The following is a 22,763-nucleotide window of genomic DNA, read 5'->3' as shown; positions in this document are numbered from 1 at the left end:
CAATGGATACGCGCCTGCTCGACTACTACAATCGCGAACTCGCGTATCTGCGCGAGCTCGGCGGCGAATTCGCGCAGCAGTTCCCGAAGGTTGCCGCGCGGCTGCGGCTGCATGAATCGGGGCCGCCCGACCCGTACGTCGAACGGCTGCTCGAGGGTTTCAGCTTCCTCACCGCGCGCGTGCAGCTGAAGATGGACGCCGAATTCCCGCGCTTCACGCAGGCGCTGCTCGATGCCGTGTATCCCGGTTACATCTCGCCGTTACCGTCGATGGCGATCGTCCGGTTCGCGCCGCTGATGAACGAAGGCAGCCTTGCGCAGGGCTGGCGGCTGCCGACCGGCACCGCGCTGCGCGCGCGGCCGGCCGCGTCCGAGCAGACCGCGTGCGAATTCCGTACCGCGCACGACCTGACGCTGTGGCCGCTCGAACTGACCGATGCGACCGTCACCGGCGCGCCGTCGTGGCTGCCGCGCGGTGCCGTCGCGGCGCGACAGGACGTGCGCGGCGCGCTGCGCATCCGGCTGAAGGCGCGCGGCGGCGCCAAACTATCGCAGTTGCCGCTCGACCGGCTGACGTTCCATCTCGCGGGCCCCGAGCGCGACGCGCTGCATCTGCTCGAACTGATCGCCGCGCATGCGCTCGGTGTCGTGTGTCACGACCCGGCGCAGCCGCCGCGCTGGCTGCATACGCTCGACGCCGACGCGATCGTCCACGAGGGTTTCGATCCGGCGCAGGCGATCCTGCCCGACGACGGCCGCAGCTTCCACGGCTACCGGCTGCTGCGCGAGTATTTCGCGTTTCCGGCGCGCTTCCTGTTCTTCAGCATCGGCGGGCTGCGTGCCGCGCTGGCGCGCGCGACCGGCGACGAGTGCGAGCTGACCGTGCTGTTCGATCGCCACGACGCGGCGCTCGAAGCGGCCGTCGATGCGCGCCATCTCGCGCTGAACTGCACGCCGGCCGTGAACCTGTTCGCACGCCGCGCCGATCGGATTCCGCTGCAGCCGGGCGCGCGCGAGCATCATGTCGTCGTCGACCGCAGCCGGCCGCTCGACTACGAGGTCTATGCGGTGCAGCGGCTCGCAAGCGAGCAGCGCGACGACGGCCAGTCGCGCGAATTCCGGCCGTTTCACGCATCGTTCGCCGGCGATGACGGCAACCACGGCGCGTACTACACGGTGCGGCGCGAGCCGCGGCTGGTGTCCGCGCAGGCGCGCGCGAACGGCACGCGCACCGGCTATGTCGGCAGCGAGACCTATGTATCGCTGGTCGACAGCCAGTGCGCGCCGTACGACGAAACGATGCGCTACCTGTCCGCCGATACGCTGTGCACGAACCGCGATCTCGTGCTGCTGCAGCCGCCCGGCGACGCGAACACGTTCACGTTGCGTGTATCGGCCCCGGTCGAGCGCATCGTCGCGATCCGCGGCCCGTCACGGCCGCGCCCGCCGATCGCCGATGCGCAGACGGCCTGGCGATTGATCCGCCATCTCGGACTCGCACGCCACACGCTGACCGATCTCGACGACGACGAGGGCGCGCATGCGCTGCGCGAGTTGCTCGGCCTGCATGCCGACCCGGCCGACGCCGCGATGCGTCGGCAGATCGACGGCGTGCAGCGCGTCGCGTTCTCGCCGGTGTTCCGCCGGCTGCCGGCGCTCGGGCCGCTGATGTTTGGGCGCGGCGTGCAGGTCGACGTGACCGTCGACGACCATGCGTTCTCCGGCGACAGCCCGTTCCTGCTCGGCGCGGTGCTCGAACAGTTCTTCGCGCGCCATGTGTCGATCAACGCGTTCGCCGAATGCGTGCTGACCAGTGCGCAGCGCGGCACGCTCGCGCACTGGCCCGCGCGCATCGGCAGGCGGCCCGCGATATGAAACGCGATACGACTCCCGGCGTGCAGCCGACCACCGCCGACGCCCGCCGCGATGCGTGGTGGGCTCGCTTGCGGGCCGCGCCGCACGGCTACGACCTGTTCCAGGCGCTGCGCTGGCTCGACGCGCTGTCGCCCGGCCGCGCGCCGCTCGGCCATGCCGCGCGACCGCGCGACGAGCCGGTGCGGCTCGGGCAGCAGCCGTCGCTCGCATTCGCGGCGTCGATGCTGGCCGGCGTGCACGAGAACGGCACCGCGCCGCCGCGCATCGCGATCCACGGTTTCGGGTTGTTCGGGCCGAACGGGCCGCTGCCGACGCACCTGACCGAATACGCGCACGAGCGCGCGGCCCAGCACGACGACCCGACGTTCGCCGCGTTCGCGGACCTGTTCCATCACCGGCTGATCCTGCTGTTCTACCGCGCGTGGGCCGACGCGCAGCCGACGGTGAGCCTCGATCGCCCGGAACGCGCACGGTTCGACGGCTATATCGCGAGCCTGATCGGGCGCGCGGCGCGCGGCGACAGGCCGGCCGCTCAAGCCGGTGCCTTGGCCACGGCAACCGCCGACACGCTCGCGCCGCATGCACGCTATTTCCATGCCGGCCATCTCGTGCGGCACACACGCAACCCGGAAGGGCTCGTGCAGATCCTGCGCCAACATTTCGGCGTCGATGCGCGCATCGTCGAGCACGTGCCGCAGTGGGTCGCGATCGAACGCTCGCAGCGTTGCACGATCCGCGCGACGCGGCCGACGTTGCGTGTCGGCGCCGTCGCGCTCGGCGTCGCGGTGCGCGACGCGCAGTCGCGCTTCCGGATCGTGCTCGGCCCGCTGTCGCTCGACGCCTACCGCCGTTTCCTGCCGGGCGGCCCGCATGCGCGGCAGCTTGCGCAATGGGTGCGCGAATACGTCGGCATCGAGTTCGACTGGGACTTGCAGCTCGAACTGGCCGCCGACGCGGTGCCGGCGATCGCGCTCGGCGGGCGGCAGGGAATCGGCCGCACCGCGTGGCTCGGGCAGCGTCTCGAACCGGGCCCCGCGCGCGACCTCGTCGTCCGCTACGACGTGCGGCGTGGCGGTGCCCCCCTTCATCGCGAAACCGCCTAAACGGGAGCCGTCATGTCCGATATCGGCCGCGTCAACCTGTTCGGAAAACTGAATCCGTTCCTCTACGAGACGCTCGAGCAGGCGACCGGGTTCTGCCGGCTGCGCGGCAATCCGTACGTCGAACTCGCGCACTGGTTCAAGCAGATGCTGCAGCGGCCCGACGGCGACCTGCAGCGCGTGCTGCGCCGCTTCGACATCGACACGGATGTGATCGACCGCGCGCTGGTCACCGCGCTCGACCGGCTGCCGCGTGGCGCGGGCTCGGTGTCGGACCTGTCCGTGCACATCGACGACGCCGTCGAACGCGCGTGGGTCTATGCGACGCTGAAGTACGACGCGACACGGATTCGCGGCGCGGTGCTGCTGCTCGCGATCCTGAAGACGCCGCAGTTGCGCAACGTGCTGATTGCGATCACGCGCGAATTCGAGCGCATCGTGCCTGATCTGCTCGCCGACGAACTCGAATCGATCGTCGCCGGCTCGCCCGAGGCGCAACCGGCCGCGCAGGCTACGAAGGCTGGCAACGCATTGCGCGCCGCGCCCGCCGACGGCTCGGCGCTTGCGCGCTTCGCTGTCGACCTGACCGAGCGCGCGCGGGCCGGCGAGATCGATCCCGTCGTCGGGCGCGACGCCGAGATCCGCCAGATCGTCGACATCCTGCTGCGGCGCCGCCAGAACAACCCGCTGCTGGTCGGCGAGGCCGGTGTCGGCAAGACAGCCGTCGCGGAAGGCTTCGCGCTGCGGATCGCCGCCGGCGACGTACCGCCGTCGCTGCGCGACGTCGCGCTGTACCTGCTCGACATCGGGCTGCTGCAGGCCGGCGCGAGCGTGAAAGGCGAGTTCGAGAGCCGGCTGCGCGGCGTGATCGACGAAGCGATGTCGTCCGAGCGGCCGGCGATCCTGTTCATCGATGAAGTGCATACGCTCGTCGGCGCGGGCGGGGCGGCCGGCACCGGCGACGCCGCGAACCTGCTGAAGCCCGCGCTCGCGCGCGGCCTGCTGCGCACGGTCGGCGCGACCACGTGGTCCGAGTACAAGCAGTACATCGAGAAGGACCCCGCGTTGACGCGGCGCTTCCAGCTCGTCCACGTGCTCGAGCCGGAAGAAGAGGCCGCGCTGACGATGCTGCGCGGCCTGGCCGCGAAGCTCGAGGCCCATCACCGCGTGCTCGTGCTCGACGACGCGCTGCAGGCCGCCGTCACGCTGTCGCACCGGTATATCCCCGCCCGGCAGTTGCCGGACAAGGCGATCAGCCTGCTCGATACGGCCTGTGCGCGCGTCGCCGTCAGCCAGCACGCGGTGCCCGCGCCGATCGAGGACGCGCGCCGTCGCATCGACAGCCTGCGCGTCGAACAGGAGCGGATCGCGCGCGAGTGCGCGCTCGGCACCGGCGACGCCGCGCGACGCGACGCGATCGACACCGACATTGCCGCCGCGCAAGCCGCGCTCGACCAGCTCGACGTGCGCTGGCAAACCGAACGCAACGCATTGGCGGCGATCGTCGAATCACGCGCCGCGTTGCTCGACGACGATCCGTCGCGCGAACTCGATGCCGCCACGCGCGCCGAAATCCAGGCGCACCTCGCGACCGCGCAACAGGCGCTGGCCGACGTGCAGGGCGATGCGCCGCTCGTGCTGCCCGCCGTCGACACGCACGCGGTGGCGGCCGTAGTCGCCGACTGGACCGGCATTCCGCTCGGCCGGATGGTGCGCGACGAGACGCAGGCCGTGCTGAAGCTAGCCGATACGCTCGGCGAACGCGTCGTCGGCCAGCGGCATGCGGTCGAACTGATCGCGCAGCGGATCCAGACCGCTCGCGCGAAGCTCGATGACCCGACGAAACCGCACGGCGTGTTCCTGCTGTGCGGCCCGTCCGGCGTCGGCAAGACCGAGACCGCGCTCGCGCTGGCCGACACGCTGTACGGCGGCGAGCACAACGCGATCACGATCAACATGAGCGAGTTCCAGGAAGCGCATACCGTATCGACGCTGAAGGGCGCGCCGCCCGGTTATGTCGGCTACGGGCAGGGCGGCGTACTCACCGAAGCCGTGCGCCGCCGGCCGTACAGCGTCGTGCTGCTCGACGAGATCGAGAAGGCGCACCGCGACGTGCACGAGATTTTCTTCCAGGTGTTCGACAAGGGCTGGATGGAGGACGGCGAGGGGCGCGACATCGATTTCCGGCACACCGTGATCCTGCTGACGTCGAACGTCGGCGCCGATCGCGTGATGCAGCTCTGCCGCGACTCCGAGCACCTGCCCGACACGCAGACGCTTGCCGATGCGCTGCGCGCGCCGCTGCTCGACGTGTTCCCGGCCGCGCTGCTCGGTCGGCTGACCGTCGTGCCGTATTACCCGCTCACCGATGCGACGCTCGCGCGGATCGTCGCGTTGCAGTTGCGGCGGATCGAGAAGCGGATCGACGCGCATCACGGCATCCGGCTGCGCTGCACCGACGCGGCGACCGCGCTGATCGTCGAGCGCTGCAGGACGATCGAATCCGGCGGCCGGATGGTCGACGCGATCCTCACGCACACCGTGATGCCGCGCATCAGCCGCGCGATCCTGCAGGCCACGCTCGAAGGCCGCGCGCTGTCGTCGATCGAAGTGAGCGCGGCCGATGGGGAATTCGCTTACCGGTTCGACGAGGAGGCAACGACGTGAATCGCGTATTCACCCTCGACAGCCCGCACGGCGACGACCTGAAATTCCACACGCTCGACGGCAGCGACGAACTCGGCCGGCTGTTCGAATTCCGGATCGAGGCGCTTGCGGACAGTCACAGCCTGTCGCTGAAGGACATGCTCGGCAAGCCGGTGACCGTCCGGATCGAACAGCAGGACCAGTCGACGCGCTACCTGAACGGCATCGTTGCGCGCGCATCGCTTTCCGGCCGGCGTGCCGAGCGGTACTACGGCTACGAGCTGGTCGTGCGCCCGTGGCTGTGGCTCGCGACGCGCCGCTCCGATTGCCGGATCTTCCAGAACAAGACCGTGCCCGAGATCGTGCAGGAGGTGCTGTCGACGTACGGCTTTCCGATCGAGAACCACCTCGCCGAATCGTATGTGCCGCGCGAGTACTGCGTGCAGTACAACGAGACCGATGCCGCGTTCGTGTCGCGGCTGATGGAGTTCGAGGGCATCTATTACTGGTTCCGGCATGCCGAGGACACGCATACGCTGACGCTGAGCGACGCGATGTCGTCGCACACGGCGCTGCCCGGCTACGAGACGATTCCGTACATCGCGCGCGACCGCACCGCGATCGCCGACGAAGAGCACATCGACGGCTGGCTGCCTGCGCAGGAGGTGAGCGTCGGCAAGCACCAGACCAGCGACTACGACTATACGAAGCCGCGCGCCGATCTTTCGGCGCAGAAGGTCGATCCGCGCGGGCATGATCACGACGGCTTCGCGTCGTTCGAATGGCCGGGCGGCTATCGCGACGATGCGCCGGGCGCGCATTACAGCCGCGTAAGGCTCGAGGAGCAGCAGGCCGAGCACGAGCGTGCGAGTGCCGATACGGATGTGCGCGGTGCCGCGCCGGGGTATCTGTTCACGCTCGCGCATTGCCCGCGGGCCGATCAGAACCGCGAGTACCTGATCGTGCGGTGTCAGTACCGTTTTCAGGAGAACGCTTATGCGAGCGATCAGGGTGCGGAGGCTGTGGTGCATCAGACGATGATGCTCGTGCAGCCGTCGAGTCTGCCTTACCGGTCGCCGCGTGAGACGCCGCGGCCGCGCACCAACGGGCCGCAGACGGCGACTGTCGTCGGGCCGCCGGGTGAGGAAATCTGGACCGATCAGTATGGGCGCGTGAAGTTGCAGTTCCGCTGGGACAGGTATGGGCAGAGCAATCAGGATTCGTCGTGCTGGGTGCGTGTGTCGAGCCCGTGGGCCGGTGGCGGGTTCGGAGGCGTGCAGATTCCGCGTGTGGGCGATGAGGTCGTGGTGGATTTCCTGAACGGCGATCCGGATGAGCCGATCGTGACGGGACGCGTTTATAACGGCGAGAAGATGCCGCCGTGGGGGCTGCCGGGGAGTGCGACGCAGAGCGGGCTGCTGTCGCGGTCGTCGCCGGGCGGGACGACCGAGCATGCGAATGCGTTCCGGTTCGAGGACAAGAAGGGCGCGGAGCAACTCTGGATGCACGCGGAACGGAATTTCGATGCGGAGACGGAGGCCGATCACACGCTTTCCGTCGGGAACAACCATACGCATACGGTCGGCAACGACGAAACGATGCAGGTGAAGAACAACCGGCAACGGAGTGTCGGGCAGAACGAGACGGTGAATATCGGCAAGAACCGGGTCGCGCAGATCGGGGTGGATGAGACGCATGGGGTGGGGGGGAATCGCAGCGTATCCGTCGAGGGCGACAGTTCGCATACCGTCGCGAAAGGTAATCATAGCCTCGCGGTGATAACCGGCACGCATGACGTTTTCGTGAAGGGAGACAGCACGCATGTCGTCGGTACCGGGTCGTATGTGACAAAGGTCAATGCCGGAGACCATTCCGTGGACGTTAACAAAGTCGCTTCATTGGCAGCCGGCAAATACATCGACATGGGTGCAGGAAAAAGCGGTGTGTCGATCAACAAGAACAACATCGGCGTCTCCATCGGCGGAACCGCGAGCGATACCGGTGTCGGGATCAGCGGCCAGGATGGCGGTGTGGTCATCGCCGGATACGGCAAGGGCGTCAACATTGCAGGCTATGCACCGGGCGTGACGATTTACGGCGAGAACGATCTCAATCTTTCCGGCAAGTCGACAGCCAATCTTCAGGCGCCGACGGTCAACATCGACAACGGCAAGAGTAGCTGCACCGTCAATGTCAATGCGACGAAGATCGTCCTGGCGACCGGTGGCGGCTCCATCACGCTCGACGGTTCGGGCGTGACGATCCAGGGAACGATTGCCCACATCAATTGACTTCGACCGGCGCCTGTTGGTTGCCTGGTTGCATTCGAAGCATGGGAGACATTCGATGGAAAACGAATCGGATCAGATGATGGTCGACGAAGTTCTCGAAGCGGAAACGGTCGAGGCGTTGCGCCGGTTGTTTGCCAATGATGCAACGCCGGATCGCACGCCGCCAGACGAACGCCGCGAATCATCGACGTTGATCGGCGAAGTGACCGATACGCACCATCCCGACGCGATGGGACTCATTCGCGTGAAGTGGACATTGCAGGATGACACCACGTGCGAACGCTGGCTCGAATGCGTGGACGGCGTGAAGCCGCGCATTGGCGATCGCGTGCTGCTGCAATCGCCAGCGAACTGGCCCGAGTACCTGATCGCCGGGCTGCTGACGCGGAAAGGGCACGGTGAACCGGCCGAGCCGGTTGTCGAACCCGCGATGGCGCTTTCGCTTGAAGCCGACAAGTGCGTTCAGATAGCGGATGCGTCGGGCTGCCCGCTACTGCAGGTGCGTGCATCGCCTGACGGACCTGTTGTGACGCTGCTGAACCGGAACGTGAACATCGAAGTCGCCGGCAAGTTGCGGTTGAGCGCGCAGACGCTCGAACTGGAAGGCGGGCGAGGTGGTGTCGACATCCGGACCGAAGCGGACACCGTCGTGCGCAGCCGGTACGTTCGTCTGAACTGAGAAGGCGGACCGACGTCATGCATCGTGAATTCTCTGCCATCGAATCGTCGATCGAAGCGTTCATCGATCAGCCCGACGATCCGACGCTGTTGCTCGAAGCAACCGACAACGACCTCGTGCCGGTTCTGAAAATGATGCAATCGCTCGACGAACGTGTTGGCGATGCGATTTTCCTGATCTTTCCGTTTCCCTGCGACTCGGCCGACGCGTATCTGCAGACGTGCATGGAGGTGCTTGCTCGTCAGATCGACGATGAAAGCACGGCGCGCGTCGCGCGTGGTGAAGAACGCTGGCCGCCGTTGCCGCTGACGTGTACCGATCCGAGGCGCGCGCCTGCGCAACGGTTGCGTGACGCCGTCGCTCATACGCGTACGCTGGTTCCGGAGGGTGTGAAAGTCGTTTGGGCATGGTTGCCTTCGCCGATGGGTGACTTCGGCGGCTTCGCAAAGATCGTTCTGCAATGCCTGGCACTGAACGGCTTTGAAGACTGGATGGAAGGGCATCGGTTCTGCATCCGCGATGACCGGAAGCAGCCCTGCCTGATTCCGCTCGCTCGCGAGAAAAAAGCAGAGCATGTGTTGATTCTTCCGGTCGATTTCTCGTCGGAAAAGTCGACCCGCAATCTGGTCGACATCGCAAACGATGCGGCGCATCCGATCGAGCAACGCATGGGGGCCTTGATGCAGATCGCCGGAATCGACCTTGCGCACGGCAGGCTGCCCGACGCGCAGCGCAAGTACTACGCGCTCTTTGCGTTTCATGCGGAGCGGAAGGATTCCACGGGTTGCGCAGTCGCGTTGCATGGCCTGGGCGATGTGGCATTGCGCCACGGGTCGCCGCGGGATGCAAAGGACTGGTACGTGCGCGCTCTGCCGGCGGCGCTCGATGGCCGCAATCTGCTGGTCGTGCTCAATGCGCTGATGGCGACGGGTAGCTGCTGCAACGCGCTCGGTGACCATGCGAAGGCGGCGGTGTATTTCGATCTCGCGAGCGGCGCGGCTGGCAGGCTGGTGCTCGTGCATACGAAGATCGAGGCGATGGAGAAGGGCGGTGTCGCACTGCTGGCGTGCGGCAAGGCGGCGGAAGCCGCGAAAAGCTGGATTGCAGCGAAGGGGCTGTGCGAGCAATTTGGCTGCGAACGACAACGCATCAGCATTCTCGATCGGCTCGTGTCGCTTTACGGAAACGCCGGCCTGAAAACCGAGGCGAGGGCGTATGAGCTGGAAAAGGACCCGCTCTACATGGCTCGCCTGCGTAGAGACGCACTGCCGATCACACATGCTCCGATGGCCGGATATGAACGGGCGCGCCAATGAGTGAAACGGCAAACCGTTTGACACGCGCATCCGAGCCCGCCGAAAGCCATCCAGCGCAATCGGAATCGAAGTCGGACACCGCGTGCGATTCGCTGCTCGGTACGGTCAAGTCGACTTTCGATCCGTTCAAGCAGACATTCTCGTCGGACGGCAGCGTGGTTCATCACGTCAGCGAGGCCGTCAATTCACTTGCGTCGCTGCAGAGCATGCCGTCTCAGTTGCTCAACACCGGCATTGCGCAGATCCCGCTGCTCGACAAGATGCCCGGGATGCCGGCGGCCACCATCGGCGTTCCTCATCTCGGCACGCCCCATGCGCATAGTCATCCGCCGAGCAATGGCTTTCCGCTGCCGAGTGTCGGCGCGACGATCGGCAGCGGATGTTTGAGCGTGTTGATCGGCGGGATTCCGGCGGCTCGCGTACTCGACATCGGCATCGCTCCTACTTGTGGCGGGTTGACGCCTTACTTCGATATTCAGACGGGTTCGAGCAATACGTTCATCGGCGGGATGCGTGCCGCGCGCATGGGTGTCGACATCACACGGCATTGCAATCCGATGGGGCATGTGGGGAAGTCTGGCGGCGAAGCGGCGAGCGCCGCAGAGAAAAGCGAGGAGGTGGCGAGTGAGGCGGCGCAGGTGACGGGGCGAGCCAAATTGTTGGGGCGGGCGGGGAAGGCGTGGCGAGCTGGTAATGCGGCGCTCGGGCCGGCGTCAGGGGTGGCGACTGCTGCCGATGACGTATCGCAAGGGGAGATCGCCGCGGCGGCGATGATGGCCGCGCAGACGGCTGCGGATCTCGCGTTCATGATGCTCAGCAATCTGATGGGCAAGGATCCGGGTATCGAGCCGAGTATGGGCACGCTGCTCGTGGGTGATCCGTCGGTGCTGATCGGCGGGTTTCCGATGCCGGACTCGCAGATGATGTGGCATGGGGCGAAGCATGGGATCGGGAAGAAGGTAAGGCCGAAGTTGCCGAAGTGGGCGCAGAAACTGGCCTGTGAGATGTTTGGTGAGCCGGTTAGCGCGGTCACTGGAGAGGTCGAGAACGATTTCACGGACTACGAAACCGATGACGTAGTGCCATTCCGGTGGGGGCGTCATTACAGCAGTGGTTGGCACGACCGCGACGGAGTGATGGGGTATGGATTCCGGCATACATGGCAGCATGAGTTGCAGTTGCTCCGGACACGCGCAGTGTATATCGATCCACGAGGTACGGAGTACACGTTCCCCAGGCTCGAGGATGGCACTTACGGTGGATCTTGTCAGGGCTACGTACTCGGGCAGCAGAACAGTCTGCAATTCATCGTACACCATGGCGTCGAAGGCGACGCTGAATTCGAGCGTGACGAAAGATCCAATTCGATAGCTCGTTGCGTTAGCCACATGCGTAACGGCATACGCAGCCGTCTGCATTGGCATCCCAACGACCGCATCGGAAAGATCACGCAGTTCGATCGAAGTGGTCAGATTCGCCGTTTGATCGCGCTGCGGTACGACCAGTTTGGGCGAATCGTCGAGGTTGTACTGACGAACGTAGACGGGCGCGATGCCCCGATCTCTCGGTATGAATACGATTTGAAGGGTTGCCTAATAGGCCATCGCAATGCGCTCGACGCGTTATCGGCCTGTAAATACGATGTCCAGCGGCGCATGGTGCAACTTGCCAATGCGAACGACTATTCGTTCTTCTACCGCTATGACTCAGAAGGGCGCTGCGTAGAAAGCCGGGGACAGGACGGCCTATGGCACATACAACTCCAGTACTACCCGGGACGGACGATCGTCACCGAAGCCGATTCAGGCAAATGGACCGTGCTTTACAACGAGGCACGAACGATTACCCGCGTTGTCGATCCTTTTGGCGACGCCGCAGAATACGTGCTTGGCGCGGATGGACGCATAGAGAGCGAAATAGATTCGAGCGCGCGAATCATCCGGTGGCTCTACGACGGAAGTGGGCGTAACACTGGGCGCATGGACAGATGGGGCAACCTCTGGCCGATAAAAGACGTGACACCGATTCTGCCAGACCGACCTCTTCATACCGTGCCTGGCGCGCCTATGGACTTGCTCTGGGGAGAAATCGATTTACCAGGCGCAGTCAGTGAAATATTGCTTCCCCCTCAAATTGAGACTGTCGCGGCGACAGTGTTTGGCCATGTCGTCACGACGACGGCCGGACCTGTCGAAAAGCGCGATGCTGCCGGGCGAATCGTCGAACGCACGGGGAAAGACGGTCACACGGAACTCTTCCATCGCGATGCAGTGGGAAATGTTATAGCTTGGCGAGATGGAGATGGACATGACTACAGCTACGAAATTGCATCGTGGAACATCCCAGTGGCTGAGACGGATCCCTTAGGCAATGTAACTCGTCATCGCTACACATCCAAGGAACAGATTGAGGCAATCGTTGATCCCAATGGAAACGAAAGTCTGTACGCGTACGATCATAAGGGGCGAATCACAAGCGTCGTACGTCACGGTGTCGTGCGTGAAACATACACCTATGACGCAGCAAACCTGTTGACCGAAAAACGCGATGGCACTGGCAACCTATTGATCAGATACGAGGCCGGAAACAATGGCCTGTACCGCCGGAGAATACTCGCCAGCGGGGAGACTCATACCTACGACTACGACACACGAGGAAATACGATCAGGGCCTCAACCGAAACGGATGATGTCACATTAACGTATGACCTCACGAATCGACGCACTAGCGATAAGCGATCCGGCTTAGGTGTGGAGCATGCATTTTCAGGTGAGCACCTAACACGCACGACTTACTTCGGGCGCTTTACCGTGCGCTACGAAACCGTTAGTCCCAGTGAAGTAAGAATTCATACACCAGAAGGGCACTGCCACCGATTGCAATGGAGTGCGGATAAAAAAGTGCTGCTCGAAGCCGCAAACGGCACGACCATCCTAAGTGGTTTCGACGGCGCGAAACGATGCATTGGACAAATCGTATGGATCCGGCAACGTGAAGAGCAGGCTCGCTGTGTTCGATACAAATATAGTGCTACCGGGGAGTTACGCAGAGTTATAAGCGATATTGGTGACACGAAGGAATATCAGTACGATGCAGCTCACCGGCTGATTGGGGAATACCACAACGACTGGCCTGTAAGGAAGTACGAATACGACCGCGGCGGCAACTTGTTATCGACGCCGGCAGTACCATGGATGCGTTACTGCGAAGGGAACAGACTGGCCAGTTCGTCCGTAGGTACTTTTCGCTATAGCAGACGAAATCATCTCACTGAATTCACTAGCATTAGTGGTATTCGCACTACGTACAAATACAACAGTAAGGACCTTCTAACGAAGGTTAGCTGGAGCGATCGGTCTGAAGAATGGACAGCGAGCTATGATGGTTTGTGTCGGCGTATTCGTCAAGAATATGACGGGAAGAAAACAAATTACTACTGGGATGGCGACAGGCTTGCCGCCGAACTCGGAATCAATGGATCGTTGCGACTCTACATCTATCCGAACGAATCGTCTCTCGTACCGTTTCTCTTCATCGACTATCCATCGGCCGATGCACCTCCCGACGAGGGCTTAGCGTACCTTGTTTGCTCCAACCAGGTGGGGCTACCGCAATGGATCGAAGACTGCTCGGGATCTGTGGCTTGGGTTGCGGCAGACATCGATCCATACGGAAAGGTGCAGGTGGCCGAAGGAAATTCGGTCGATTACAACCTTCGGTTTCCTGGCCACTATTTCGACGCCGTGACGGGATTGCACTACAACCGATTTCGCTCATACTGTCCTGAGTTCGGTCGTTACTTGCAATCGGATCCCATCGGCCAATCAGGCGGAATCAATCTCTACGCATATCCAACGAACCCTGTGGTAGTGGTCGACGTACTGGGTTTGAAGGAGTCCTGTGGAACACACGACTCAATCCCTGATCCCGAGGCCGAAACCCCAAAGACTAAACCACCTGTCGATCTGGAGCGTGGTCTCCAGGCACTGAGAGACAGACTCAAGCGCAAAATAAACAAGGAAATAAGGACTGCAGGCGTAGGAGTATCTGACGTACCGGGTTTTGAGGCAATTTCAGATGTGCCTGGCTTGCAGCGTTGGGTATTTGAAGTTTGGTCACCTCGAGTTCGCCGTGCACTCGGCATGACGACGACGCCTGGCCCCATCCACTCACCTTACAGCCACCCATTTAAGGAGCATGCAGAAGAGGAGTTTGGGAATCAATTCATTGCCGCTCTAAAAGAAGTCGGATATACTGAAGATAAAAACGGAATTTTTCACGACCCTATCGGAACCGCGAGACTTCTTATGAATGCATCTCCAGTAGGCTGTTGCAGCATATGCTTGCTTGATCTTCGGTCTTCCGGAAAGAATGTAGGTGTGGTAAAGCAGTTGAGTCAAAAGGTTCCGAATGTGAAATTTATATTCGAAACAGACGGACACCCAGGAAAAACAATCACCGTCTTGGGCGGGAAGATTTTAAGCTAGGAGAACAGATATGACCCGCGATCTTTCTTCGAGAGCAGAGGCCGCTTTATGCCTTCTAATAGCAGAGGTTTTTTTGAAAAACTCTAAAATTTCAGAGGAGGATCGCCTTCTTGCGAAAAACGGCATCGAAATAGGGTGGGCGTGGGTAGAGGGCAAAATGGTGGACTCGGAGACGATCTGCAATTACATCGATGGGGATATATGTTTGCCATATCGATCAACGCTTTATGTAGAAAATACCGCAGAGCGAAACGCAATGATTGCATCATACTTATCGATCGGAATTGCTGCAAATTACAGTTGCAATGAGGCCAATGCCCCCCCATCAGAAAGTGTTGATAATTTTGGAGATGATGAGTTCGACTGCTTGATGGACATGACGGATCTACTCAACCCAGAAGACCAAGCACGCGTGGCCCAGGTCGGATGGTATCTAATCGATCAAACTGCATCAGAGGCTGGACAATTTGGGCGTCCGCTTGCAAGGTCGGATCTTACGAGTGCTTGATCAGACCTAAAGTTTTTCGGATGCCAAGTTTCGCCGCCTTCCTCAACGCCCGAATCGATGTAAGCCCAGGCACAGAAGGTGATCATCGGGACGAGTGATCCACGACGATTGGCTCGCTTCAAGCAAAACCATGCATCAGTCGAGGAATCTCGAGACGTGACGAGCAATCGTAACGCGCACATCTTATTTTACATAACGTGAATTATCGAACTTTCATGGTGTAGTAGCTTTTTAGAAATGTCGTGTTTGGACCTCGGTAAGCTTGCCGGCTCCCCGTCAGATCATGGAGCCTGCGATGCACCGAACAGCACTGGTGACATTGAACATGCGAGAACTCGACCGTCTGAAGGTAATCCAGGCTGTAGTGGATTTGGGCCTGAAGCCTGGCCGCGCGGCCGAACGGCTGGGCCTGACGGTCCGGCAGATCGACCGGTGAACGCATTGCGCGCCGGCACCCCGCCCACGCGCACGCTCGCCGACCGCCACGAAGCAGCCGGCCGCCGCCCGTTCAAGGCTCGATCACACGCGGCGTCACGAGAAAGAGCCGCTCACTATGGCCGTCCTGCCTGTCGGTCGAGCGGAACAGCGCGCCGACGAGCGGCAGCTTCGACAGCACCGGTATGCCCGATTGCGTGCTCGAGCGCGCATCCACCTTGTAGCCGGCGATCAGCAACGCCTGCCCCTGCTCGATGAACGCCTGCGTGCTGATCTCGTTCGATACGATCACCGGAATGTTGTCGACCGTTTGCTGCGACAGCTCGCCGTCGACGATCCGCACGTCGAGCTTGATCTGCGTGCGCCCGCCCTCCTCGACGACCATCGGCAGCACGCGCAGCGACACGCCCGTCGAGATGCTGTACAGGTCGGCCGACGTGTAGCCCGCGACGCGCACGAAGAACTGCTTCTTGTTGTCCATCACCGCTTCGACGTTGTCGAGCGTCGTGACTTTCGGGCTCGCGTCGGTGCGCGCCTGGTTCGACGATTCGAGCGCGTTGATCCGCGCGAGCAGATAGCGGCCCGCGTCGCCGAGCACGGCCGTCAGCGACAAACCGAGCGGGCTCGCCGGCAGGCCAACCGAATCGTTGCCAGGCAGCGTGATCGAACCGAATGTCGGATTCAGCGAACCGTTCGCATACGAGTTCTGCGACGTGAGCCCCGTGCCCGTCTGCAGATCGATATGGCTGTTGTGCGCGCGCCAGTCGACGCCGAGCTGCTTGAGCGCGCCTTCGTCGATCTGGATGATGCGCGCCTCGATCTCGATCAAGCGCGGCTTCACGTCGAGGAGCGCGATCAGGTCCGGATACTGCGCCATGTGTTCCGGCACGTCGCGCACGAGAATCGAGTTCGTGCGCGGATCGGCCTGGATCACCGGCAGGTCGGTCGAATCGCTCGCGCCCACCGGTACGCCGTTCGCACCGCCGCTCGCGTCGGGCCAGCCGGCGCCCGACACGCGCGCCGCGCCCGGATTGGCGATCGCGGCGGCAACCATGCCGCTCGGACGCGGATCGCCGCCCTGACCGCCGAGGCCGCCGGCCGGCATGCCCGCGCCATCGCCCGACTGCGCGCCCTGCATGTACGGCGGCAGCGGCGGCAATTGCGGCACGCCGCCGCGCCCGCCGCCGAGATCCGTCATCGGTGCAGCGCGGCTGATCGGCTTGCCGACGGTCGTCTGCGACGCGCGCTTGCCGTCGCCCGGGTGATACATCCGGTTCAGCAGCGACGCGACGCCCGGCATCGTCACCGTCGTGCCGTCGACGTTGACGTCGCGGTCGGCGGCCCACGCGTGCTTCAGCGAGAACACGCGGATCGTCGTGCCGCCCGTGCGCGCGGAATTCTCGTCGAGCCGCGCGGCGACGCTCGTCACGAGCTCGACGTAGCGCGGCGGCCCCGCGACGAGCGCGGTGCGCTGCTGCGCGTTGTAGGTGACCGGATAGCGCGGATCGGCGACCTTCATCTGCTCGAGCAGGTCCCGCAGGTCGCCCATGTTCGCGTGATCGAGCTTGACGAGCGTGCTCTTCATGTCGCTCGCGGGCGTCACGTACAGCACGGTGCCGTCGTAGTACCAGACGAAGCCGAACGACGCGGAGAGCGTGTCGAGGAAGCGCTGAGGCGACATCTTCATCTTGCCGCTGACGGCGCCGCTCACGCCGGGCGCGACGTTCGCCGCGATGTTCTGGCTCGCGGAGAGGTCGCGCAGGACGTCCTTCACGTCCTTGCCTTCCGCCGCGTACTGGATTTCGGTGCTGCGCCAGCGGATCGGCGCGGCATCGACGGAAAGGCTCGCAAGCGAGCACATCAGGGACAGCAAAATGGAAATCTTGGCCTTCATGGGTCCGTCCGGTGAGGACGCGCGGCCGTCGGTCGGACAGGCGCGCGCCGCGAATGGGAGACCCGTGCAGTTAACCGCATCCGGCCGCGGCGGCGGCCGCGCGCGGCGAAGGTCCGTTCAATAGAACGAATTGATGGTCCAGCCGGTTGCGAGCGGCGTCTGGAGGAAGGTCTGGCCGCCGCCGCAATAAGAGGACGTCCACGGCGTCTTCGCGTAGCTGTCGTACGTCGCCCATTTGCTCGAAAGCCTGACCGTGTATCCGCTGCGCGGCTCGGCGGCCACGTTCAGCGTGACGTTGATCGTCGCGGCGTCTTCGCGCAATTTCGGCGACTGCGCCTCGTTGTGCGCGATCACCTTGTCGCCCTGACGGTCGATGACTTCGACGACCAGGCGCATCTGCCCTTCCCGTCCCTTCAGGTCGCAGGTCGCATAGCTCATGTGCATGTATGCGCTCACCGCGATCAGCCCGTTGTTGTCGAGCTTCACCGGCCGGTCGATCGTGTACGTGTACGTGCCGTCCCGTTCGTAGGTGATGAGCGGCGGATTCGGATACCCGCCACGGTAGGTGAACCCGCACGAAAAATCACTCGCGCCAGGCGTCTCCATCAGGATCGCGCATGCCGTTTCGGTGCCGCCGATCTTGATCCCTGACTGCGGCAGCCACTTGCCGTCCTGGCATGACAACACTTGTCCGTCCTGGCCCATCGATATGAGGCCGGCAGTTGGACGATCGTTACCGGGCGCGCACGGCGTGTTGACGACGACGCGCCCGGTAATCTCGTACTGGTTCGCGGAGACGACACCGGGCACGATCAGGTTGTCGTTCTGATCGACCGCGAGTGCCTGCCAGGCGGCGCCCGTCCACGCATAGGCGCGGAATGTGTCGAGCGTGAGGCGCACGTCGCCGACTTCGTTCGATGCATCGGTGGGCAGATCGTTGGTCCTTTTGACAGGATCCTTCCAGTGACCGCCCGCGCCGCGCCACACGCCACTCTTGCAGCTCAGCAGATTGCCGAGTGCGTCCGCGCCAAGCTTGCCGTTCGTGAAGTTGCCGGCCGTTCCGCAGTTCGCCGCGTCGGGGTTGCCGTCCGTGAACGTGTGCGTGAGCCAGATCGGCACCTGCATCGCGTTCGCCTCCGGATGGCCGCCGACGCCAACGCGGTACAGGTAATCGCTGTTGATCTGCTGGCCCGGGCCGTTGAAGAAGATCTCGTTCGCGAGGTGTCCCACATTCGGCGGCGTGGCGCCGTTCGGACCGCAGGTTGGCGAGCTGCCGCCGAGAAACGTGCCGAGCGGCATCCGCCACGCGTCGAATGCGCCGCGCACTTCATTCGGAAACGCCCTGCTGATCGAACCGCCGCCCGGCCCCGCACTCGCGGCGACGAGCCCGAGTTCCTTGTCGCCGATCGTCTCGCCGCCGGTCGTCACGACCAGCGCGTCGAGCCCGGTGCCGAGCGCGCTCCGCTTGACGAGTACGCACGTGTTCTGGCCGTATGCATTCGTTGGCCGAAGTGCTGCAGGCAGATCATTCGTCGCCTGCAGATCGGCAAGCTTCATCACGATGGGCGTTTGCTTGTTCGCGCGCTGCAGCCAGGTATCGTAATCGCGCTTCAACGCCCGCGTGGCGGCGGCCGTCACCTGCGCCTGGTATTGCGCGGCCTGCTCCGCACGCACGTCGTCCAGCGACGAATCCATCATCATCGCGATGCCGGCGAGCATCACTGCAGCGATCGCCAGCGCGCCGAGCACCTCGATCAGCGCGATGCCGCGCGCGCGGCGACGGGAAGACTTGAAATGCATCAGTACGCTTGCCCCATCCAGACCGGCATGCCGTTCGCAATCTTCAACCCGGCTGGCAGCGGCACGCCGCTCACCGGCGCGTTCGGATTCGCGTTGCCGGGGCGCACGACCGCATTGCGATACGCGACGCCCGCGAACAGCGAACCGTCGGCGAGCGTCGTGATTTCGCCGGTGATATTGACGGACGGCGCCGCCGACGCATACGCGACAACGGTGCCGTCCATGACGTAGTTGCGCCATAGCGGGTTCGCGCCCGGATACCACGTCGGAAACGGCAGCCGCGTATTCGGCACCGCGCCGCGCGTGCCGGGATGCACGCGCGCGTAGTCGAGCGTCGCCTGCCGGTAGATGGCGAGGTTTTCGGCGAGCGCCTGCGCGGTGCGCGCCGGTTGCAGCGCGGGAATGGCGGACGGGTCTTGCAGCGTCGCATAGACAGCGGCGATCGATGCGAAGGCCAGTGCGGCGGCGAGGGCGTACATAAGTGAAGTGGGTGATGACGAATGAGTCTGGTGGCGTCAGTTCGACGTCCAGATAATGGTGGCGTCATCGGTGCAAGCGCCCGTCGCGTCGCTCGGCGAGACTGGATAATCGACGGACTTTTGGCCAATCTTCGCCGATTTCCAGTTTCCGCCGGCCGTCAACGTGTTGACGCAGACTTCTCTCGGCACCTGCGTGTAAGTGACTGTGAAAGTCTGGTTCGCACCGGTCACGGTCACAGTCCCTCCCCACGTATTCGAAACACCGCCGTTGCCGTCCGGTGTCAGCGTCCCCGGAAACACCTTCGCCGCACTCAAATTCGCGTTCATCGAATCCGAGCCATAGTTGTTCACCTGCCCCATGTAAAGCTTTTTTGTGCCCGTCTGAATCGCATTCAGATCCTCAGTCAGCCGATTCGTATTCGCGCTCGAGAACGCCGACCCGAGCAGCGCGATCGCGCCGACGATCACGATCGCTGCGACGCCCAGATACGCGATGCTCTCGAGCAGCGACGCACCGCGCTCCTTGCGGTGCCTCCGGCAGAACGCCGGTGCATGTCGATAGGCGGGAGGGTTGGCGAGTGGTTTCATAGTGTGTTCTCCTGAATTGAAAATGCGCGACGTCAATGCATCGCGCGCGTCATCGTGGCGATTTCCTGCTGGATGCCGAAGAAGCCCGTCACGAGCCAGCCGATCACCATCGCGAGCGCGACGATCGCGACGCCGTTCAGCACGCGCATCTGCGCGGTAATCCGCGCGACGCCCTCTTCGAGCCATTCATCGGCGAGCATCTTGAGTGCCGCGTCGAAGCCGCCGTATTCGGCGTAGATGCACAAATCCTCGACGATCTCGCGCGACGGAAACTGATAACCGGCGTTGAGCAGCGCCTCGCCGGCGTTGAGGCCCGACTTCACGCCGACCAGCGTGTCGTCGATCCGCTCGCGCAGCCACGGCTCCGCGACCGCGCCGATCTTGAGCAGCGCCCTCTCGACCGTGACGCCCGACGCCTGCAGCGCCGAGAACGCGATCAGGAAGCCGCTGCCCGTGACGAGCCGGTAGATCGAATAAGGCGGCACGCGATCCGCATAGATGCGCAGCGGCCCACGCCAGCGCGGCAGCGACCACGCGAGCGCGGCGAGCACCGCGACGAGCGCCGCGACGACGACGAACATCCAGCCCTGCACGAACAGCGACATCAGGTACAGCGAGCGAGCGGCGCCGCGCCAGTGCGTCGGATCGGCGATCAGCGCGAACTTCGGGATCACGTGCGTGCCGAACAGGTACAGATAGCCGATCACCATCACGACGAGCCCGACCGGATACGCTACGCCGCCCGTGACCGCGCGGCGGATCTTGCGGCTCGACTGCACGATGTCGGCAACCGATACGAGCGCGTCCTCGATGCGCCCCGCCTGCTCGCCCGCCGCGACGATCATCTGCTCCGTCGCGGGTACCCATGCCTCCATCGCCTCCGACAGCATCCGGCCGTTCTGCACGGCGAGCCGCCAGTCGGACAGCACGATCGCGAGCGGCTCGCGCGGCTTGCGCCCTTCGCGCGACGCGCGCCATTCGAGTTCCTCCAGCACCTTGAGGAGCGGCAGCCCGTTGCCGAGCATCTTCGCGATCTTCCGGTAGACGCGCAGCCGCTCGTCGGCATTCAGGCAGAACTTCGCCCAGCGGCGATTCAGCTCAAGTGCCATAGCTGAATCCGACGAGCGACAGTTGCTGTCGCGCTTCGCCCGCAACCGGCGCGAGCGTGCCGACGACGCGCTCGACGCCGCGCGGATCGACGAGCCCCGCCGCGACCTTGCGCAGCGCGTGCTCGCCAAGCGTCATCCCGCCGCGCGTGCCGGTCCAGTACTCGAGCGCGCCGACCTTGTCGCCGTCGCGCAGGAATTCGAACAGCCGCGCATCGGGCAGGATCACTTCGGCGACGACGGTGCGGCCGATCGTGCCGACCGTGCGGCAGTGCTCGCAGCCGTCGCCTGCGATGCACACGTCGTGCATCCGGCTGTCGAGCGCGAGCCGCAGCCGCGCAAACAGGCCCGGCTCGATCCGGTCCGGATGATCGACGAGCCGCAGCTTGCAATGCGGACACAGCAGCTTCACGAGACGCTGGCTGATGAGCCCGGAGATCACCGTGTGATCGGTGACCATCCGCGCGTGCAGGCCGAGATCGATCAGGCGGTCGGCGATTGCGAGTGCGCTGTTCGCGTGCACCGTCGTCCACACCTGGTGGCCCGTCATCGACGCGCGCAGCGCCGTCTGCCCGGACGCGCGGTCGCGGACCTCGCCGATCATGATCGTGTCCGGATCGAGCCGCATCGCGTTCGTGATCGCCGCCGCGAACGCGAGCGCGCGCGCGTCCTCGGTCGGCGCGTTCGCGACGGGCGTCTGTACCGCGCCGTCGATCGGATATTCGATCGGGTCCTCGACCGTGATCACGTGCAGGCTGCCGCGCGACTCGTCGATCTGCGCGGCGAGCATCCGCTGCAGCGTCGTCGATTTGCCGGAACCCGTCGGGCCGCTGATGATGTTCATCCCGTGCGGCTGTGCGCGTAGCGCACGGAACGCCGCGACGTGCTCGGGCGCGAAGCCGAGCGCCGCGAGATCGGTCGCGTCGCCTGCATCGTTGTACAGGAGCCGCAGCACCATCAGGCTGCCTTCGTTGGTCGGCGTCGTCGCGATCCGCACGCCGTACAGATCGTCCGGCAGCTTGTCGCGGTCGCCAATGCTCGCGTCCTGACGTTCGCTCGGCCGGTAGCTGTTGTCCGACACGGTCGTCATCGCGCCGTACAGCGTCGCGAGCAACCGCTCGCCGTGCTCGCGCGTGTGCTCGTTCACGCGCATGAGCTCGTTGTGGATCCGGAAGTAGACCTCGGTGCTGAAGCGGCGCACGCGGATATGGATGTCCGATGCGCGCTCGCGGCACGCGCGGCCGATCAGCTCCTTCGCGAGCACCTGCATCACCGTGTGATCGAGCCGCTCGCCGCCGCCCGCGGCGTTCTGCCGGTACGCCTCGCGCACCTGCATCAGCGTCGCGGGCGTCGGCCGGTACGGCCGGCCCATCCGGTCAAGCCGCGCGCGATACGACAGCACGAACGGATTCATCTCGTGGCCGTCTGCAATCAGGAGACGCCCGTCGTCGAACAGGCAGACGAACTTGCGTTCCTCGACGCTCGCGGCGAAGTCGCCCGCTTCGCTGACGGCGCGCGGGCCGCGCGGCGGCGCGGCATCGCCGCTGGCGGGCAGCGGCG

The 22,763-nt window shown here is 64.0% G+C and carries 15 protein-coding genes; 9 read left to right on the top strand and 6 right to left on the bottom strand.

Going from position 1 to position 22,763, the window contains the following annotated elements; translation table 11 throughout:
- Positions 1-2: 2 nt before the first annotated feature.
- The 9 genes from tssF to ACPUER_RS09350 all read left to right on the top strand — a co-directional run bounded on the left by tssF (position 3) and on the right by ACPUER_RS09350 (position 15,337).
- Positions 3-1,874, top strand: coding sequence for a type VI secretion system baseplate subunit TssF (gene tssF / locus ACPUER_RS09390; RefSeq protein WP_425130928.1), 1,872 nt, complete (start codon positions 3-5; stop codon positions 1,872-1,874).
- Positions 1,871-2,977, top strand: a complete 1,107-nt coding sequence (tssG, locus tag ACPUER_RS09385; protein WP_425130927.1) for a type VI secretion system baseplate subunit TssG — start codon at positions 1,871-1,873, stop codon at positions 2,975-2,977. Before tssF ends, tssG begins: the two co-directional genes overlap by 4 nt.
- Positions 2,978-2,989: 12 nt before the next feature.
- Complete coding sequence (gene tssH / locus ACPUER_RS09380) at positions 2,990-5,641, top strand: type VI secretion system ATPase TssH (RefSeq protein ID WP_425130926.1); 2,652 nt, start codon at positions 2,990-2,992, stop codon at positions 5,639-5,641.
- Positions 5,638-7,911: a type VI secretion system tip protein TssI/VgrG gene (gene tssI, locus ACPUER_RS09375; protein ID WP_425130925.1), complete on the top strand. Its 2,274-nt coding sequence runs from the start codon at positions 5,638-5,640 to the stop codon at positions 7,909-7,911. Before tssH ends, tssI begins: the two co-directional genes overlap by 4 nt.
- Before the next feature lie 55 nt (positions 7,912-7,966).
- Positions 7,967-8,590 carry a hypothetical protein gene (locus tag ACPUER_RS09370; RefSeq protein ID WP_425130924.1) on the top strand — a complete coding sequence of 208 codons (624 nt, stop codon included), beginning with the start codon at positions 7,967-7,969 and terminating at the stop codon, positions 8,588-8,590.
- A 17-nt stretch (positions 8,591-8,607) separates the two neighbouring features.
- Complete coding sequence (locus ACPUER_RS09365; protein ID WP_425130923.1) at positions 8,608-9,906, top strand: hypothetical protein; 1,299 nt, start codon at positions 8,608-8,610, stop codon at positions 9,904-9,906.
- Positions 9,903-14,393 (top strand): RHS repeat-associated core domain-containing protein, encoded by a 4,491-nt coding sequence (locus ACPUER_RS09360; RefSeq protein WP_425130922.1) that lies wholly within the window; start codon positions 9,903-9,905, stop codon positions 14,391-14,393. The genes ACPUER_RS09365 and ACPUER_RS09360 overlap by 4 nt, the downstream gene beginning before the upstream one ends.
- Positions 14,394-14,403: 10 nt before the next feature.
- Positions 14,404-14,901: an Imm6 family immunity protein gene (locus ACPUER_RS09355; RefSeq protein ID WP_425130921.1), complete on the top strand. Its 498-nt coding sequence runs from the start codon at positions 14,404-14,406 to the stop codon at positions 14,899-14,901.
- Between the two features lie 295 nt (positions 14,902-15,196).
- Complete coding sequence (locus tag ACPUER_RS09350; protein WP_208457402.1) at positions 15,197-15,337, top strand: hypothetical protein; 141 nt, start codon at positions 15,197-15,199, stop codon at positions 15,335-15,337.
- Positions 15,338-15,409: 72 nt separating this feature from the next.
- Here ACPUER_RS09350 and sctC read toward each other — a convergent pair whose 3' ends face one another.
- From sctC to ACPUER_RS09320, 6 genes are all read right to left on the bottom strand, one after another.
- Positions 15,410-17,230 carry a type III secretion system outer membrane ring subunit SctC gene (gene sctC / locus ACPUER_RS09345; RefSeq protein ID WP_425130920.1) on the bottom strand — a complete coding sequence of 607 codons (1,821 nt, stop codon included), beginning with the start codon at positions 17,228-17,230 and terminating at the stop codon, positions 15,410-15,412.
- A 117-nt stretch (positions 17,231-17,347) separates the two neighbouring features.
- On the bottom strand, positions 17,348-19,030 hold the full coding sequence (locus tag ACPUER_RS09340; protein ID WP_425130919.1) for a type II secretion system protein: 1,683 nt from the start codon (positions 19,028-19,030) through the stop codon (positions 17,348-17,350).
- Positions 19,030-19,509, bottom strand: coding sequence for a type IV pilus biogenesis protein PilM (gene pilM, locus ACPUER_RS09335; RefSeq protein WP_072436839.1), 480 nt, complete (start codon positions 19,507-19,509; stop codon positions 19,030-19,032). Before pilM ends, ACPUER_RS09340 begins: the two co-directional genes overlap by 1 nt.
- A gap of 36 nt (positions 19,510-19,545) precedes the next feature.
- Positions 19,546-20,097 carry a type 4 pilus major pilin gene (locus ACPUER_RS09330; protein WP_425130918.1) on the bottom strand — a complete coding sequence of 184 codons (552 nt, stop codon included), beginning with the start codon at positions 20,095-20,097 and terminating at the stop codon, positions 19,546-19,548.
- Between the two features lie 32 nt (positions 20,098-20,129).
- Positions 20,130-21,206 (bottom strand): type II secretion system F family protein, encoded by a 1,077-nt coding sequence (locus tag ACPUER_RS09325; protein ID WP_425130917.1) that lies wholly within the window; start codon positions 21,204-21,206, stop codon positions 20,130-20,132.
- Positions 21,196-22,758 (bottom strand): GspE/PulE family protein, encoded by a 1,563-nt coding sequence (locus ACPUER_RS09320; protein WP_425130966.1) that lies wholly within the window; start codon positions 22,756-22,758, stop codon positions 21,196-21,198. Before ACPUER_RS09320 ends, ACPUER_RS09325 begins: the two co-directional genes overlap by 11 nt.
- Between the last annotated feature and the right edge of the window lie 5 nt (positions 22,759-22,763).

The organism is Burkholderia sp. DN3021 (assembly GCF_049805555.1).
GTDB lineage: Bacteria > Pseudomonadota > Gammaproteobacteria > Burkholderiales > Burkholderiaceae > Burkholderia > Burkholderia pyrrocinia_C.
This window is presented reverse-complemented; position numbering and strand designations above follow the sequence as displayed.